Source organism: Xanthomarina maritima, assembly GCF_008084905.1.
Taxonomy (GTDB): Bacteria; Bacteroidota; Bacteroidia; order Flavobacteriales; family Flavobacteriaceae; genus Xanthomarina; species Xanthomarina maritima.
In genome coordinates, this window is the sequence record NZ_VSFC01000052.1 from 144185 (window position 1) to 160421 (window position 16237).

A 16237-nucleotide genomic window follows, 5' to 3' on the forward strand; every position below is an offset into this window, starting at 1 on the left:
GCGCTTTTTGAAACTTATTACACAAAGACAAAACTTTTAGCTGAACACATTGAACCATGTTTTTATGTTCGGGCTTTTGAAAATTAGGAAGTCATACTCAAAAGCTGCTTACAGATTAAGCTACCGAATTTTAAAGCTAATTTCCGTTATACCAATTTATGCTAGTCAGCATAACTATGGCTTTGTCCCTACAACACAAAGTCAGATACAAATTTGATTTGTACTCATTATTGTTTACTTTTAAACTTTTAGTTCCAAAAAATTAGAATAATTACATTTTTAAAAACATAGAATGAATACAAAATATATTGATTTAATCAATCAAACTTTTTATTTCCCACAAGAAGAATTTAAACTTGAAGACAGACATCTTCAATTCCACGATATAGATTTAATGGGTTTAGTAGAAGAATATGGCACTCCATTAAAATTCACATATTTACCACAAATTTCAAATAATATAGGTCGTGCAAAACAATGGTTTGCAAAAGCTATTAAAAAACATAAATATAAAGGTAAATACCATTATTGTTATTGTACAAAAAGTTCACATTTTAAGCATGTTTTAAACGAAGCTTTAAAAAACGATATTCACATAGAAACCTCTTCTGCATTCGATATTGATATTGTTGAAAACCTAAAGGCAGAAGGTAAAATTACAAATAAAACTTATGTGATTAGCAATGGTTTTAAACGTGCTCAATATGTTACTAATATTGCCAGACTAATTAATAATGGACAAAAGAATTGCATCCCAATTATTGATAATTACGAAGAAATAGACCTGCTTTCACAAGAAATAAAAGGAAAATTTAATATTGGAATTCGAATAGCATCAGAAGAAGAACCAAAATTTGAGTTCTACACCTCTCGTTTAGGTATTGGTTACAAAAACATTGTGCCTTTTTATAAAAATCAAATCAAGGATAATAAAAAAGTGAAACTTAAAATGTTGCACTTTTTTATAAATACTGGAATTCGTGACAATGCCTATTACTGGAACGAACTTTCTAAATGTTTAAAGGTTTACACAAGTTTAAAACAAATTTGTCCATCTTTAGACAGTTTAAATATTGGAGGAGGATTTCCTATTAAAAACTCTTTGGCATTTGATTTTGATTACGAATATATGGTTGATGAAATTATCAATCAAATAAAATTATTTTGCGAACAAGAAGAAGTGCCTGTACCGAATATATTCACAGAATTTGGTAGTTTTACAGTAGGAGAAAGTGGAGGAGCTATTTATGAAGTGCTTTACCAAAAACAACAAAACGATCGTGAAAAATGGAACATGATTAATTCATCTTTCATTACAACCTTACCAGATACATGGGCTATTAATAAACGTTTTATTATGCTGCCTATTAATAGATGGAACGATAGTTACGAACGAGTTTTGTTAGGAGGTTTAACTTGCGATAGCGACGATTATTACAATAGCGAACAGCATATGAATGCTATTTATCTGCCAAAATATAATAAAGAAAAACCATTGTATCTTGGGTTCTTTAATACAGGAGCCTATCAAGAAACCATAGGTGGATTTGGAGGACTTCAACACTGTTTAATTCCTTCGCCGAAACATATATTAATAGACAAAGATGACGATGGAAACATCTCAACAAAATTATTTAGTGAACAACAAAAAAGTGAAGACTTACTTAAAATTTTAGGTTACCATGGATAATAAAACGTATGCTGGAATAGCAGAAGAATATTCAAAATTAGACAGTTCAAAAATAGTATTAATACCTGTGCCTTATGATGGGACTAGTACTTGGCAAAAAGGAGCAGATAAAGGTCCAGAAGCCTTTTTAAATGCTTCTGAAAACATGGAGCTTTATGATATAGAAACAGGAACAGAAGTATATCAACAAGGAGTTTTCTTAGCTGATGCTGTTACTGAAAATTCTTCGCCAGAAGCTATGGTTGAAGCTGTTCATCAAATAACCAAAAAGTATATTAAAAGAAATAAATTTGTAACCGCTTTTGGTGGTGAGCATTCTATTTCTATTGGAACCATAAGAGCTTTTAATGAATGTTTCGACAATCTAACTGTTGTACAATTAGATGCACATGCAGATTTAAGAAAAGAATATCATGGTTCAAAATGTAATCATGCTTGTGCTTTATATGAAGCGAGTCAAACTACAAACTTAATTCAAATAGGTATTCGTTCTATGGACGTGATGGAAACTACGGTTATGGATACAGATAAAACGTATTTTGCTCATGAAATGGCTGAAGATGATACTTGGGTAGATAGTGCTATTGACCAAATGACAGACAATGTGTTTATTACCATAGATTTGGATGCTTTCGATCCTTCTATCATGCCAAGTACAGGAACTCCAGAACCAGGAGGCTTGTTATGGTACGAAACTATGGATTTTTTAAAGCAGGTATTTGCAGAAAAAAACGTGGTTGGTTTTGATATTGTGGAGTTATGTCCAAACAAAATAGATAAGTCTTCAGATTTCTTAGCAGCAAAATTGTATTATAAAATGTTGAGCTATAAATTTCAAAATGAAAGTGTGGACGATGAGTATGACAACTCTTTTGATAATTCATACGTAAATAAAAATAATAATTCAAAATTCAATGAAGACGATGAGTACTAAAGGAGCGATTTCAAATTTTATAGAAAAATATTATTTACACTTTAATGCAGCTGCTTTAGTAGATGCAGCTAAAGGATATGAAGACCAATTAAATTCTGGTGCTAAAATGCTAGTGTCTCTAGCAGGAGCTATGAGTACTGCCGAATTAGGTAAAATATTTGCTGAAATGATTCGTAAAGATAAAGTGCAAATAATCTCTTGTACAGGAGCAAACTTAGAAGAAGATATTATGAATTTGGTGGCTCATTCTCATTACGAAAGAGTACCAAATTATAGAGATCTAACACCTCAAGAAGAGTGGGATTTATTGGAAAGAGGACTTAATAGAGTAACAGATACTTGTATTCCTGAAGAAGAAGCTTTTAGACGTTTGCAAAAACATATCGTGAAAATCTGGAAAGATGCCGAAGCAAACGGAGAACGCTATTTTCCACACGAATTTATGTATAAATTATTGCTTTCTGGAGTTTTAGAAGAGTATTACGAAATTGATATAAAAGACTCTTGGATGTATGCAGCTGCAGAGAAAAATTTACCAATTATTTGTCCAGGATGGGAAGATAGTACTATGGGTAATATTTTTGCTAGCTATGTGCTTAAAGGAGAGTTAAAAGCAAGTACCATGAAATCTGGAATTGAATACATGACATTCTTAGCAGATTGGTACACTAATAATTCTGAGAAAGGGATTGGTTTCTTTCAAATAGGAGGAGGAATTGCTGGCGATTTCCCAATTTGTGTAGTCCCTATGTTGTATCAAGACATGGAACGTACAGACACACCTTTCTGGAGTTATTTCTGCCAAATTAGCGATTCTACAACCAGTTATGGATCTTACTCTGGAGCTGTTCCAAACGAAAAAATAACTTGGGGAAAATTAGATATTAACACGCCAAAGTTTATCATTGAAAGTGACGCAACCATCGTTGCACCATTAATATTTGCTTATTTATTAGACATGTAACCTATAAAAAATGAAACGAGTAATAGTAGATTATCAAAAACTAAACGAAGATATATTAGATCTTCTAGTTGAAAAATTCCCTGATGGTTATGATGATGAAGATATCATTTCCTTCAGAAATATTAAAAATGAAATTGTTGAAGCCGTAGAAGTAAGAACAGAAGACACCATTTACCTAGTTAAAGTTGGTGTTAGATTAGTTCAAGCTATGGAAGATTATTCAGATGATGATAATGATACTGACGATGATGATGTTGTTGGAGATGAGGAAGTTGTAAAAGATCTGGAATTTGATGATGCAGACGACGATGTGGACGATGTAGATGATGTTGAAGACGTAGTAGATGTAGATGATGATGAAGATTAATGTAATGAAGTGATGAGAGAAGCTGAATTTTTATCTTATAAAGATGGTTACTTTACCTTCTTATTTGAAAATGGAGAAGAACTAGTTTTCGATGAAGTTCATCCTAGAGTTTTAAAACAATTCGATTTAAAGAACGATAAAAGTTTAATTAACAAGTCTTTTAAAATAACTTTTATTGAAGTTTATGAAGATAATGACGAAGATTTCGTAATTTACAGAGTAGAAAGTTTAAAACCACTCTAATCTGTAAATTTATGAATACGTCTTTTCACATGTCAATACCATGTTTAAGTGTAAAAGAAACAAAAAATTTTTACACTAACAGTATTGGCGCAACTTCAGGCAGACATGCCCAAAATTGGGTTGATATAAATTTATTTGGTCACCAACTAACATTTATAAAAGCCGAAAAATTTAACTTTAATAGTCCAAATTATGTTTTCGAAGGTAAAATTTTACCCTCGTTTCATTTTGGAATTATAGTAGACGAAAAAACTTGGCAAGACATCTATTCTAAATTAAATAAACAAAATTTAGAAATTGTTGAGAAAACCACGTTTTTAAGTAACAAAGCAGGAGAGCATGCTTCTTTTTTTATAAAAGATCCAAACGATTATATGTTGGAATTTAAATGCTTTAAAGATTCTAAAAACATATTTAAATCCTAATTACACAGTTGTTGCTTATCAAGTAGCAAACACTATCCAAATTAAAATAAGTAAGCAGCAATTGTCATGGCAATTGCTGTTTCAAGATAGTGATGAACTTTTTTATAAAAGAGCTCAAGACAAATTCATTTACATTTTTCATTACGGGACTGGTTTGTTTTTTTAACATGACGTCTACCGAAATTGAAAAAGCTTTACAAGACATAAAGCCATTTTGTGATACTTTTTTAGTTAAGCCCAATCAGAACAAATGCCTATTTACATTGAGCCTGATTCAATTTGATCATGTTATTTTGCCTGAATTAAATCACGAGATGATTCGTTGGTAATGTTAAACACTTCCCAATCTGTCACTCTTAATAGCTATTCTGAAATTACCGAAGAACTATTAATTGAACCAACAAACACACCAAATACCTTGAAAATAAAGGAAAACTAGATATTTCTGGAAACAAATTGAAACGATTTATTGGAAAGATATTAAACATAAAAAATCGTATTTTAGAAAACCTATATATTTTTGATTCTCCTGTCATTACTTGGGAAAATGAGCAGCTTAACAAGTTGAATACAGATTTAAAACAAACGTTCGATTTAAATGATAGGTATATATAAATTCATGACAGAATTGAGATTATTAAAGAAAATTTGGAGCTCTTTAAAGACATTATGGACCACAAAGAAAGCAGTAGGCTGGAATGGGTTATAATAATCCTTATAGTTATAGAAGTGGTAGATATGTTTATTGCCAAATTACTTTTATAAGTAAAAATTAGCTATCTTCATTAGAATTTAATTCTATAGTTATGAATACAAAAGCCATAATTGCAATCATCCTTATCTTGTTAATTGTAACTTTTACCATGCAAAATACCGAAGTGGTAACCATCAAGCTACTGACATTCGATATCTCCATGTCCTTAGTTCTGGTTATTCTTGGTTGTTTTTTATTGGGTTTGCTCTCTGGTGTTTTGTTGTCTTATAGAAAACGAAGCAAAAACAAGATTGAAAAAGTTTAAAGTACTTTTTTTAAATCCTCGTAATACTGCTTGGTAATATGTAATCCGTTGTGTCCAGCATCTGTAATGGGAAAAAGTTTTATATTACTTGGTTGCAAAGCTTCAAGTTTTTTAGCATTGGTATCTGGATGAATTAAAAAATCTCGAGTGCCATAGAATATTTTTATTGGACATCTTACTTGCTTTACAAATTGATACGAAGGAATATCGTATTTAATAATAAATTCTGGAATTGGAGGTGCAATTTCTTCAGAAATTAAAGTCTTCCAAGAATAGTAAGGAGCATTTAAAATAAGCATTTTCGGATTGTTTTTTGAAGCTAAATAACTGGCTAATCCAGATCCTAAAGAAAAGCCAAGTACCACAATTTCTGATTCTTTATAACGGGTTTTTGTGAAATTGTAAACCTTTTGCATGTCGCTAAACAGATCTTCAGGGTTACAGTATTCACTATCGCTTTTTCCATATCCTCTATAATCTACAAACAAAATATCGTAATTATTTTCTAAATATAAAGGCGCTCTTTTTCCCCAATCATGAATGGCTCCAGCATTACCATGTAAATATAAAATAACACCTTTAGAATTTTCTGCTTTAAATAAAACAGCATTCAAATTTATGTTATTAGCAACCGGAATATTTAACTCTTCAAAAGTCTCTTTGAACTCAAACTGATAATCTTTTGCTAATATTTTGGGGTTGAAAAAGAAACGCTCTTGTTTAAAATAAACAAAAACTAACGAAAGCAAATACAATGCAAAAAGCGTTGCAATAATTCTGGCAATACGTCTAAAGATTTTCGGATAATTTAGATTCAACAGATTTCTTACTTAAAATATCGTACAAAAATACAGCATAAACTATTATATATTCCAAACCAATAACCCATAAATTTTCTGTATTGTTGGAATTAGTATAAGCTAAGTAGCTTAAAATTATAACCAAACTCCAAACCAATGGAAATTTGTATTTAGTAAATACGGATAAAATTAAAAGAGTTGCCAAATACCAAGGATGCACTGTTGTGGCTGTAAAATAATAAAAGGATAAAGCCAGTAACATGGCAGAAATGAGCTGAACCATGGAAGTGTTCTTTCTCAATAAAGCCAAACCAATAACGAATAATATAACAAAAATTGCCATATATTTTCCTATAATGGCTATCTGATTATAACCTGTATACACATAGCCAATTTCCCTAGCAACATAATAGAGGCTGGCATTAAACTCAAAGTTTTGAAACCATAAACCAACGGTTTCAGCATAATTTATAATAAATTGTTGAGAGTAAAAAGGAATAAAAAGCAGTGCAACAACCAACCCGACAATAACATAAAATCCTATTAATTTTGCCATGCTTAGCGTAGTAGAAGCATCTTTTTTATTGTGTAAAAACCACTGCCAAAATAATGGTAAAAATAATAAAGGGATAAGCTTTACAGAAACAGAACAAGCAAATACAAGCGCAGCAAGCATCCATTTATTACAATACAATAAATACAGACTCCACACCAAAAAGAAAATCATGACACCTTCAAAGTGTAAATTACCAGTAAATTCTATAATTATAAACGGATTCAAGACATACCAAAATATATTATAACTAGGTAATTTTAATTTTTTTAGTAGTTTTTTGCCAAAGTAAAGTGTTCCAAAATCGGCTGCTATAATAATCAATCGTAGTCCAATAACTGAACTTAAAACACTCTTTCCTGGAAATAGATTAGCAAGAGCAAAACATAACTGATTTAATGGAGGATAATTTGTGTAATGGTTGGCACTCAAACTTCCCATGTCTTCATGTAATTCTTTAGCTTGCCAAATTGGGAAATCATTTATGGATATAAAGAAATCTGGAGTATAAAGATAAGGGTTGAAGCCTTCGAGAATCATTCGTCCATCCCAAATAAAACGATAAAAATCTTGTGAGAGATTTGGAATCGCCAAAATAAAAACTGCTCGAAATAGAAAAGCTAAAACGGTTAAAAACTTGAAGTTGCTTTTATTTATTTGAACTAGTTTATAGAATAAAAAGAACAATGCAACATATAAGGATATAAGCTTTATAGAATCTGCTCTTTGTAAACTATAAGCAAAGCTAAAATAGAATAGCAAGCTTGAAATGACAAAAGCTATAGGGATTTTATGAAGTTTTAAAAAGGAAGGGTTTAAAAGCATCCATCAAATATAAATAAAATAGGCAATTCGTTTAATAAAATACTTTTTTGATGCTATCTTACAAACTGTTTTTTAAAATCCCATTCTATCATGAAAACTTGGAAAAAAATTGGTTTAGTACTCTTATTTATACTCATTGTTTGTTGTATTTGGCTTTACCCAAAATATAAAATGGTAAACTTAACGATGCATCTTTTTGATGAAGATAAAATTGTAACTAATTTTAGATCTTTCGATTCTATTTGGCCAGTTTCTGTCTTGGAAGCACCTTCTAATAAACATATTTATTCAGAAGGAACACCTTTAAATTTACCTGAAAGTTTTCAATTTGAAGGTAAAGATTACAATATTCAAAACTTTATCGAAGATTCATGGACAACTGGATTGCTAGTGATTCAGAATGACAGCATTGTATATGAAAACTATTATTTGGGCAATACAGAATCTACTAGAAATATTTCTTGGTCTATGGCAAAATCTTTCATTTCTGCTTTAACGGGAATTGCTATTGAAGAAGGACATATTAATAGTATTGAAGAATATGTAGAAGTCTATGTGCCAGAATTAAAAGGAACAGCTTATGAAGGAGTTAGAATAAAAGATGTGTTACAAATGTCTACTGGAGTTAAATTTAATGAAGATTATGCCGATTTTTTCAGCGATATCAATCGTTGGGGAAGAGGTTTTGCTATGGGAAATTCTCAAGATAAATTTGCAGCCACTTTAGAACGTGAGGTTGAACCTGGAACTGTTTGTCATTATGTGAGTATTAACACCCATGTTTTGGGTATGATTCTTAAAAGAGCTACAGGAAAAACCATTACAGAATATATGCAAGATAAGTTATACAATCCTTTAGGAATGGAGTATGATGGATATTGGTTGCTTGATGGTACAAATATGGAAATGGTTCTTGGAGGTTTAAATTTAACGTTGAGAGATTATGCAAAAGCTGGCTCTTTATTTTTACATCATGGGTTTTTAAATGGGAAACAAATTGTGTCAGAAGACTGGGTAAAAGCTTCAACAACACCAGATGCTCCACATGTGCAACCAGGAAATGAATTTGGTTATGGGTATCAATGGTGGATTCCTAAAAGCGAACAAGGCGAGTATATGGCTATGGGAGTTTATGGACAGTATATATATATCAATCCAACAACCAAAACGGTTATTGTTAAATTATCTGCCAACCCAAAATATAATGAAAGCTCTTATGTTCCAAGTAGCGATTTTTCAACTTTAGAATTTTTTAGAGCCATTGCTTTACCTTTTCAAGAAAATGAAAAAGATGAAGATTTAATTTCTATTGTTGAATAATAAATAAAAACTTATTAGATAAATATATGATTATAGATGTCCACACACACATTAACAATTACCACGAAGATCGAGTAGCCTCTTTAGAAGATTGTTTAAATCTTCTTACAGAAACCATGATAGAAAACAAAGTAGATTATTCTTTAGTGCTGTCTTCTTATAAGGTGAATGAGCATAGACCTAGTACAAAACAAGTAGTCGAAGCTATTAAAGGCAGAAACAATCTAGGTGTAGTTTCAGGGATAAGCTATCTTAATTATAATCATAGAGATATTAGAGAAATAGGTGAATATCTTGAGAGGGGTTTAATTAAAGGCTTGAAATTTTATCCAGGTTATGAGCCATTTTATCCAAACGATACCAGATTGAAAGTTTGGTATGAAATGGCTATTGAATATGATGTTCCTGTCATGTTTCATTCAGGTGATACGTATGCTCCAACAGGAAAAGTAAAATATTCTCATCCACTTCATATAGACGATTTAGCAGTAGATTATCCCGATTTAAAAATAGTTATTTGTCACGTAGGTAACCCTTGGATTAGAGACTGTATGGAAGTCGTTTATAAAAACCAAAATGTCTATGCTGATATTTCAGGATTGGTTCTTGGCGATTTTTCCGAAAAGTTTGAACGCTTCATGAAAAAAGAAATTGAAGAAATGATTACTTATGCTGGCGATCCGAATTACTTGCTATATGGAACAGATTGGCCTATTTCTAATATGAAATCTTATTTAAAATTTATGGATCAATTAGAACTTTCAGACGACAAGAAAGATAGAATTCTTTGGAAAAATGCTGCAGAGCTATTTAAAATTGATGTTACAAAACTTTAAACTCTAGAAGTTATAGATTTAAAAAATACAAATCCAAACCCCAAAAAAAGCATCAGGTGAAAAGGAAATAACCCAAAATCACCACCTTGATCTCCAACAACAAAAGCAGAATACATTCCAAACGCAAAATAGATGGTTAGCAAACCTTCAAAAAGAACATTTAAGGATATATTATTCTTTAAGTACTTATTGTCTTTAATGGCGTGAATGTTGAATTTTGGTGTTCTAATAAAATCACTTCGTTTTCCTAAATGACCTTCAATAACTGCCATGGAATTATGTAACGAAAATCCCATAGCTATTGAGAAAAAAGTGAAAAACATCATGATGTATTGCACGAAATTCTTTAAACCACTTCCATATATTTTTTTGTACATAAACCAATAACAAACAAAGAATATGAGTGAGCTTATTACAAAGAAACTCATCATATAGAAGTATGGTTTTAAATGCGCATATTCGTTTTTAATATACAACATAGGAATGCTTAAAACAGCCACAATAAGCACATTTAAAAACATGGTAGAATTTAATAAATGCAATAAACCATGAGCTTTTGTTTTTGCTGAAATATTTTTACTTTTAATAACCTTCCAAGCCATTTTTCGAAAGTTTTCTGCACCACCTTTATTCCATCTAAATTGTTGCGATCTCGCTGCACTAATAACTATTGGAAGTTCTGCAGGAGTTTCTACTTCTTCCAGATATTTGAATTCCCAATTTTTTAATTGAGCTCTATAACTTAAATCCAAATCTTCTGTTAACGTGTCTCCTTCCCAATTGCCTGCTTCAATGATGCAGGTTTTTCGCCAAACTCCAGCTGTTCCGTTAAAATTAATAAAATGCCCTTTACTATTTCGACCAACTTGTTCTAGGGTAAAATGTGCATCCAGAGCAAAAGCTTGTATTTTTGTTAAAACAGAAAAATCTCTATTTAAATGACTCCAACGTGTTTGAACCACTCCAAGTTGTTCATTTTTAAAGTATGGGATGGTTTCTTTTAACCAGTTAGATTTTGGAAGGAAATCTGCATCAAATATGGCGATGAATTCTCCATTGGCAGTTTTTAAGCCTTCTTTTAGGGCTCCAGCTTTAAAACCTTTTCTGTTTTTTCTATGAACATGTGAGATGTTTATTCCTTTGTTTTGAAGGGAAGCAATTTGAGTAGCTGTAGTTTCAAAAGATTCATCTGTTGAATCATCTAAAACCTGAATTTCAAATTTATCTTTTGGATAATCTATTTGAGATATGTTATTGAGTAACCGTTCCATAACATACATTTCGTTATATACAGGAAGTTGAATGGTAACGAAGGGTATGTCATCTGGATTTGAGAAATCAAATTTAGGTTCTTTCGACTTGTTTTTTTGTGCTGCAAGATAATTTGAAAGTAAGTTAAGTTGTGCTAATGCATATAGAAATATAAGCAATAAAGCCATGGTGTAAATAACAATGATAAGACTTATCAAATAGATCATTTAAAACTGTATTTAAAAATCCATCCTAAAATTTTAATGCCTGCCATTGTAGCACCTTGTATGGTTCCTGAAACTTTAGAAACACCAATTCTGTTTCTGTAATTCACAGGAATTTCAAAATAAGTCATTTTATGTTTTAAAACTTTCAATTGCATTTCAACAGTCCATCCATAGGTTTTGTCATCCATGTTTAAAGCCAATAATTTATCATATTTAATAGCTCTAAAAGGACCTAAATCGGTAAATTTTGAGTTGAATAAGATTTGCATTAATTGTGTAGCAAGCCAGTTTCCAAAAATTTGTGGTTTGGTCATAGAGCCTTTTTCACGGAGTTGTTTTACACGTGCTCCAATTACAAAATCGATGTTATCTTCAATAATTGGTTGAATAATTTTGGTTAATTCCTCTGGATAATCACTATAATCACCATCTAAAAATACAATTATATCTGGTTTTGTTTCCTGATTTGAAATATAGTCTATGCCTTTTAAACAAGCATAGCCATACCCTTTGTTTGTTTCAGTTAAAACGGTTGCTCCAGCTTTTTTAGCGTTGAATTCAGTATTATCTGAAGAATTGTTATTAATCACAATAATTTCATCAACTACTTTAGGAATATCATTTATTACGTTAGCAATAGAATCAGCTTCATTATAAGCAGGAATGATGACTTTTATGATTGACATTGGGAATTCTTTTCAAAAACAAAAATACAATTTAGTTCTCGTTATTTTCTAATTCCATCTGTTTGTATTCTTCCTGCTGAGCTGGGACAATATGTTCATCAAAATACCATGAAGACCATTTTTCTAAAGATAAAAAGATGCCTAATCCTAAAATAGCTGTAATAATAATCATTAAAATCAAGTTCTTCTTTTTACGTTTTGGTTCTATTGAACACTGATTTTGTTTTTTTCTATATAGATAAATGCCGTAAAGCCCTATGATGATTGCAAAACCTCTTAGAATCCAGGAACCTAATCCAACCGAGCCATCTTCGGCATAAAAGAAATCTGCAAAGGAGATAGCATAAACACCTCCCATGAGTCCAAACATGAATAACACAGCTGGAGCTACACAGCATAAAATTCCAGCTATTCCAGCAGTAGCAGCATATTTAAATGCCCATTTAAAAAAATTTGGTTCTTCTTGTTTTTCCACATTTTCAGAATTCATAGAGATTATTTTGCTGATTTGTCCATAAAAATAAGAAGTCCTTTCAGTTATTGGTGTTAATTTTATTCTAAACTAATCACTAAATCTTCTGAATTTACCATTACTCCAGCTTTTAACACCAATTGTTTTACTGTGGCTGCTTCGTTTGCAGTAATGGTAGTTTCCATTTTCATAGCTTCAATAATAAAAAGTGGCTGATTTTTAGTGACTGTTTCACCTTTCTTAACTAACATCGTTGAAAGCAAGCCTTGTAAAGGAGCGCCTATTTCTTTTGGATTTGATTTGTCTGCTTTTACATGTTCCACTTTATCAACTTTAATAGATTCGTCTTTTATTTGAACCGATCTGCCTTGTCCATTTACCTTAAAATAAACCGTAACCATGCCATCTGTATTAGGTTTTCCAACAGAATCTAATGTGATAAGAAGTGTTTTTCCTTTGTCTAATTCTACAATTATTTCTTCACCTCTTTCCATTCCATAAAAGAAATTTTTGGTAGGTAAATTCATCAGGTTATCATATTTAAGATGCTTATTATAAGAATCTGTAAATACTTTTGGATAGAGTTTATAGGATAAGAAATCCATGATTGTTAAAGGTCTGCTTAAATCTTTTTCAAATATTTTTCTAAAAGCTTTATACTCTTCTTCAAAATCTATTGGTTCTAGATGCGCATTTGGCCTATCTGTATAAGGTTTTTCATCTTTTAAAATCAATTTCTGAAGATCTTTTGGAAAGCCTCCAACAGGTTGGCCTAAATCGCCTTTAAAGAAACTCACCACAGATTGAGGGAAAGAAATAGTATCGCCACGTTCTAAAACATCTTGAACGGTTAGGTTATTGCTTACTAAATATTGAGCCATATCTCCAACTACTTTCGAGCTAGGAGTTACTTTAACAATATCACCAAAAAGTAGATTCACATCTCCATACATTTTAGTTATTTCATGAAATCTGTCTTCCAAACCTAATGCTTGCGCTTGAGGCTTTAAATTTGAATATTGACCTCCAGGAATCTCGTGTTTAAAGACTTCTCCAGAACCTGCTTTTAAACCAGATTCAAAGGGATAATAGTATTCTCTTACAGTTTCCCAATAGTTGGAGTATTCGTTTAAAGAATCGATGTTAAGGTTGCTTTTTCTATCATGGAATTTCAACATTTCCACAACCGAATTAAAGTTTGGTTGTGATGTTAATCCAGATAACCCACCAAGAGCCACATCTACCACATCTACACCAGCGTCAATAGCTTTTAAATAAGTTGCCGATTGAATAGATGAGGTGTCATGTGTGTGTAAATGAATTGGAATATTGATTTCTTGTTTTAAGGCAGAAACCAACTCGAATGCTGCATAAGGCTTTAGTAAGCCAGCCATATCTTTAATGGCTAAAATATGAGCTCCTGCATTTTCTATGTCTTTTGCAAGCGTTGTATAATATTTTAGATTGTATTTGGTGTTTTTAGGATTTAGAATATCACCTGTATAGCAAATAGAACCTTCAGCCAAACCTTGTGTTTTATTTCGAACGTGTTCAATGCAAGGAGCAATAGATTTCATCCAGTTTAAAGAGTCGAAAATTCTGAAAATATCCACGCCATTTTCCCAAGATTGCTCCACAAATTTCTCAATTAAATTGTCTGGATATGCAGTATAACCAACACCATTAGAGCCTCTAATTAGCATTTGAAGCAATATATTTGGCATGGCTTTGCGTAATAACTGCAGGCGTTCCCAAGGGTTTTCCTGTAGAAAACGAAAACAGACATCAAACGTGGCTCCACCCCAAACTTCCATACTAAATATATCTGGATTGTTTTTAGCATAACCTTCAGCTACTTTAAGCATGTCGTACGTTCGCATTCTGGTAGCTAATAAACTTTGATGCGCATCACGCATGGTGGTGTCTGTAAAATGAATTTTCTTTTCAGCTTTTAACCATTGCGAGAATTTGTCTGGGCCTAACTTTGTCAATAAATCTTTGGTTCCTTGTGGATAAGAACCATTAGGAGCATATTTTGGCACAATTGGTTTTACAAAGGTTTTAGTTGGATCCATTTTTTTGACATCTGGATTGCCATTCACAATAACATCTCCTAAATAAGTGACTAGTTTTGTAGCTCTGTTTCGAGGAGCTTTAAAGACAAATAAATCAGGATTTTGCTTGATGAAATTTACTGTGACGTTTCCTTTTCTAAAGGTTTCGTGTTTTAAGATATTATCTAAAAAAGGCATGTTTGTTTTAACACCTCTAATTCTAAATTCTGCTAAAGCACGACGCATTTTTCTACAAGCTCCATCTAAAGTTCTGCTGTTGGCAGTTACTTTTACAAGCATGGAATCGAAGAAAGGAGATACTATTGCTCCTTGGTAAACAGATCCAGCATCTAAACGAATTCCAAAACCTGAAGCACTTCTATAGGTAGTTATTTCTCCATAATCTGGTTTGAAATCGTTTTGTGGATCTTCAGTAGTAACTCTACATTGTAAAGCGTACCCATTAACTTTTACAGCTTCCTGATTTGGAATTTTTATTTGTTGGTCTGATAATTTATAGCCTCCAGCAATAAACAATTGCGTTTTAACTAAGTCGATATTTGTTACTACTTCAGTAACTGTATGTTCTACTTGAATTCTAGGGTTTACTTCAATAAAATAGATAGAACCATCATCATCTACTAAAAATTCAACGGTTCCAATATTATTATAATCAACAGCTTTACAGATTTTAATAGCATATTGGTAAAGTGCCTGTTTTGTTTCTTGTTTTAAATCGTATGAGGGAGCAAACTCAATCACTTTCTGGTAGCGACGTTGAACTGAACAATCGCGTTCAAATAAATGAACCGTATTTCCATAATTATCTGCTACAATTTGAATTTCTATATGCTTAGGGTTTTCAACAAATTTTTCTAGGAAAACCGTATCGTCTCCAAAAGCATTTAGGGCTTCACGTTTACTTTCGTTAAAAGCACCAGTCAATTCTTCGGCATTTCTAATAACTCGCATGCCACGACCACCACCACCAGAAGCTGCTTTTAACATAACTGGGAAGCCAATTATATTGGCTTCACTCAAGGCGATTTCAATATTTTTTAAAGGTTTTTCATTGCTACGAATAATTGGAATATTATTAGCAACTGCCACTTCTTTAGCAGTAATTTTATCGCCAAGAGATTTAAGAACAGAGACTTTTGGGCCGACGAAAATAATGCCGTTTTCTTCACATTTTTTTGCGAATTGGGCATTTTCAGATAAGAATCCATAACCAGGATGGATGGCATCTGCACCACATTCTAGAGCAACTTTAATAATTTCATCAATATTTAAATAAGGCTTTAAAGGCTCGTTGTCTTCTCCTATTTGATAAGATTCATCTGCTTTGTATCTATGTAGAGAATATCTATCTTCAAAAGTGTAAACACCAACTGTTTTGACGTTAATTTCTGTACAGGCTCTAAAAATTCTAATAGCAATTTCTCCTCTGTTGGCAACAAGTACTTTTTTGATTTTCATAGTTAGTTGTGTGTTTTTTGAAGAATATTAATGAACATTCGTTACAAATTTAAGAAGCGAAACTGTATAATCAATGATAATATGAATCAGAA

The 16237-nt window shown here is 31.8% G+C and carries 16 protein-coding genes; 10 read left to right on the forward strand and 6 right to left on the reverse strand.

Going from position 1 to position 16237, the window contains the following annotated elements:
* The first annotated feature begins 292 nt into the window (after positions 1–292).
* The 8 genes from FVF61_RS10560 (at position 293) to FVF61_RS10595 (ending at position 5642) form a co-directional block, all read left to right on the forward strand.
* Positions 293–1690 carry a type III PLP-dependent enzyme domain-containing protein gene (locus tag FVF61_RS10560; protein WP_148456161.1) on the forward strand — a complete coding sequence of 466 codons (1398 nt, stop codon included), beginning with the start codon at positions 293–295 and terminating at the stop codon, positions 1688–1690.
* Positions 1683–2624, forward strand: a complete 942-nt coding sequence (gene speB / locus FVF61_RS10565; RefSeq protein WP_148456164.1) for an agmatinase — start codon at positions 1683–1685, stop codon at positions 2622–2624. Before FVF61_RS10560 ends, speB begins: the two co-directional genes overlap by 8 nt.
* On the forward strand, positions 2614–3588 hold the full coding sequence (locus tag FVF61_RS10570) for a deoxyhypusine synthase family protein (protein ID WP_148456167.1): 975 nt from the start codon (positions 2614–2616) through the stop codon (positions 3586–3588). The genes speB and FVF61_RS10570 overlap by 11 nt, the downstream gene beginning before the upstream one ends.
* 10 nt (positions 3589–3598) lie before the next feature.
* Positions 3599–3955, forward strand: a complete 357-nt coding sequence (locus FVF61_RS10575; RefSeq protein ID WP_148456170.1) for a hypothetical protein — start codon at positions 3599–3601, stop codon at positions 3953–3955.
* Positions 3956–3967: 12 nt separating this feature from the next.
* Positions 3968–4198 (forward strand): hypothetical protein, encoded by a 231-nt coding sequence (locus tag FVF61_RS10580; protein ID WP_007648922.1) that lies wholly within the window; start codon positions 3968–3970, stop codon positions 4196–4198.
* Positions 4199–4209: 11 nt separating this feature from the next.
* Positions 4210–4623, forward strand: coding sequence for a VOC family protein (locus tag FVF61_RS10585; RefSeq protein ID WP_148456172.1), 414 nt, complete (start codon positions 4210–4212; stop codon positions 4621–4623).
* A 456-nt stretch (positions 4624–5079) separates the two neighbouring features.
* Entirely contained in the window at positions 5080–5238 is a 159-nt protein-coding gene (locus FVF61_RS14365) for an RMD1 family protein (RefSeq protein WP_233586796.1), read from the forward strand.
* Positions 5239–5429: 191 nt separating this feature from the next.
* Positions 5430–5642 carry a lipopolysaccharide assembly protein LapA domain-containing protein gene (locus FVF61_RS10595; RefSeq protein ID WP_148456175.1) on the forward strand — a complete coding sequence of 71 codons (213 nt, stop codon included), beginning with the start codon at positions 5430–5432 and terminating at the stop codon, positions 5640–5642.
* Here FVF61_RS10595 and FVF61_RS10600 read toward each other — a convergent pair.
* The gene (locus FVF61_RS10600; protein WP_148456178.1) at positions 5639–6460 is read right to left on the reverse strand and encodes an alpha/beta hydrolase; all 822 of its coding nucleotides are present in this window, start codon (positions 6458–6460) and stop codon (positions 5639–5641) included. The genes FVF61_RS10595 and FVF61_RS10600 overlap by 4 nt on opposite strands.
* Positions 6432–7820, reverse strand: coding sequence for a mannosyltransferase (locus FVF61_RS10605; protein ID WP_148456181.1), 1389 nt, complete (start codon positions 7818–7820; stop codon positions 6432–6434). The genes FVF61_RS10600 and FVF61_RS10605 overlap by 29 nt, the downstream gene beginning before the upstream one ends.
* 90 nt (positions 7821–7910) lie before the next feature.
* Between FVF61_RS10605 and FVF61_RS10610 the strand changes: the two genes are divergently transcribed.
* Positions 7911–9140 carry a serine hydrolase domain-containing protein gene (locus FVF61_RS10610; protein WP_148456184.1) on the forward strand — a complete coding sequence of 410 codons (1230 nt, stop codon included), beginning with the start codon at positions 7911–7913 and terminating at the stop codon, positions 9138–9140.
* Positions 9141–9166: 26 nt separating this feature from the next.
* Complete coding sequence (locus FVF61_RS10615; protein WP_148456187.1) at positions 9167–9976, forward strand: amidohydrolase family protein; 810 nt, start codon at positions 9167–9169, stop codon at positions 9974–9976.
* Here the strand turns inward: FVF61_RS10615 and FVF61_RS10620 are convergent.
* The 4 genes from FVF61_RS10620 to FVF61_RS10635 form a co-directional block, all read right to left on the reverse strand.
* Positions 9973–11454, reverse strand: coding sequence for a cellulose synthase family protein (locus FVF61_RS10620; RefSeq protein WP_199757298.1), 1482 nt, complete (start codon positions 11452–11454; stop codon positions 9973–9975). The genes FVF61_RS10615 and FVF61_RS10620 overlap by 4 nt on opposite strands.
* Positions 11451–12140 (reverse strand): glycosyltransferase family 2 protein, encoded by a 690-nt coding sequence (locus tag FVF61_RS10625; protein ID WP_148456190.1) that lies wholly within the window; start codon positions 12138–12140, stop codon positions 11451–11453. Before FVF61_RS10625 ends, FVF61_RS10620 begins: the two co-directional genes overlap by 4 nt.
* 31 nt (positions 12141–12171) lie before the next feature.
* Complete coding sequence (locus FVF61_RS10630) at positions 12172–12630, reverse strand: hypothetical protein (RefSeq protein ID WP_148456192.1); 459 nt, start codon at positions 12628–12630, stop codon at positions 12172–12174.
* Positions 12631–12692: 62 nt separating this feature from the next.
* A complete protein-coding gene (locus FVF61_RS10635) occupies positions 12693–16145 on the reverse strand; it encodes a pyruvate carboxylase (protein ID WP_148456195.1) in 3453 nt (1150 codons plus the stop codon).
* Positions 16146–16237: the final 92 nt, after the last annotated feature.

What these genes read in the sequence shown, in the direction of transcription:
- FVF61_RS10560 (WP_148456161.1), top strand. Translation starts at nt 293, where the DNA reads ATGAATACAAAATATATTGATTTAATCAATCAAACTTTTTATTTCCCA.
- speB (WP_148456164.1), top strand. Translation starts at nt 1,683, where the DNA reads ATGGATAATAAAACGTATGCTGGAATAGCAGAAGAATATTCAAAATTA.
- FVF61_RS10570 (WP_148456167.1), top strand. Translation starts at nt 2,614, where the DNA reads ATGAGTACTAAAGGAGCGATTTCAAATTTTATAGAAAAATATTATTTA.
- FVF61_RS10575 (WP_148456170.1), top strand. Translation starts at nt 3,599, where the DNA reads ATGAAACGAGTAATAGTAGATTATCAAAAACTAAACGAAGATATATTA.
- FVF61_RS10580 (WP_007648922.1), top strand. Translation starts at nt 3,968, where the DNA reads ATGAGAGAAGCTGAATTTTTATCTTATAAAGATGGTTACTTTACCTTC.
- FVF61_RS10585 (WP_148456172.1), top strand. Translation starts at nt 4,210, where the DNA reads ATGAATACGTCTTTTCACATGTCAATACCATGTTTAAGTGTAAAAGAA.
- FVF61_RS10595 (WP_148456175.1), top strand. Translation starts at nt 5,430, where the DNA reads ATGAATACAAAAGCCATAATTGCAATCATCCTTATCTTGTTAATTGTA.
- FVF61_RS10605 (WP_148456181.1), bottom strand. Translation starts at nt 7,820, where the DNA reads ATGCTTTTAAACCCTTCCTTTTTAAAACTTCATAAAATCCCTATAGCT.
- FVF61_RS10610 (WP_148456184.1), top strand. Translation starts at nt 7,911, where the DNA reads ATGAAAACTTGGAAAAAAATTGGTTTAGTACTCTTATTTATACTCATT.
- FVF61_RS10615 (WP_148456187.1), top strand. Translation starts at nt 9,167, where the DNA reads ATGATTATAGATGTCCACACACACATTAACAATTACCACGAAGATCGA.
- FVF61_RS10620 (WP_199757298.1), bottom strand. Translation starts at nt 11,454, where the DNA reads ATGATCTATTTGATAAGTCTTATCATTGTTATTTACACCATGGCTTTA.
- FVF61_RS10625 (WP_148456190.1), bottom strand. Translation starts at nt 12,140, where the DNA reads ATGTCAATCATAAAAGTCATCATTCCTGCTTATAATGAAGCTGATTCT.
- FVF61_RS10630 (WP_148456192.1), bottom strand. Translation starts at nt 12,630, where the DNA reads ATGAATTCTGAAAATGTGGAAAAACAAGAAGAACCAAATTTTTTTAAA.
- FVF61_RS10635 (WP_148456195.1), bottom strand. Translation starts at nt 16,145, where the DNA reads ATGAAAATCAAAAAAGTACTTGTTGCCAACAGAGGAGAAATTGCTATT.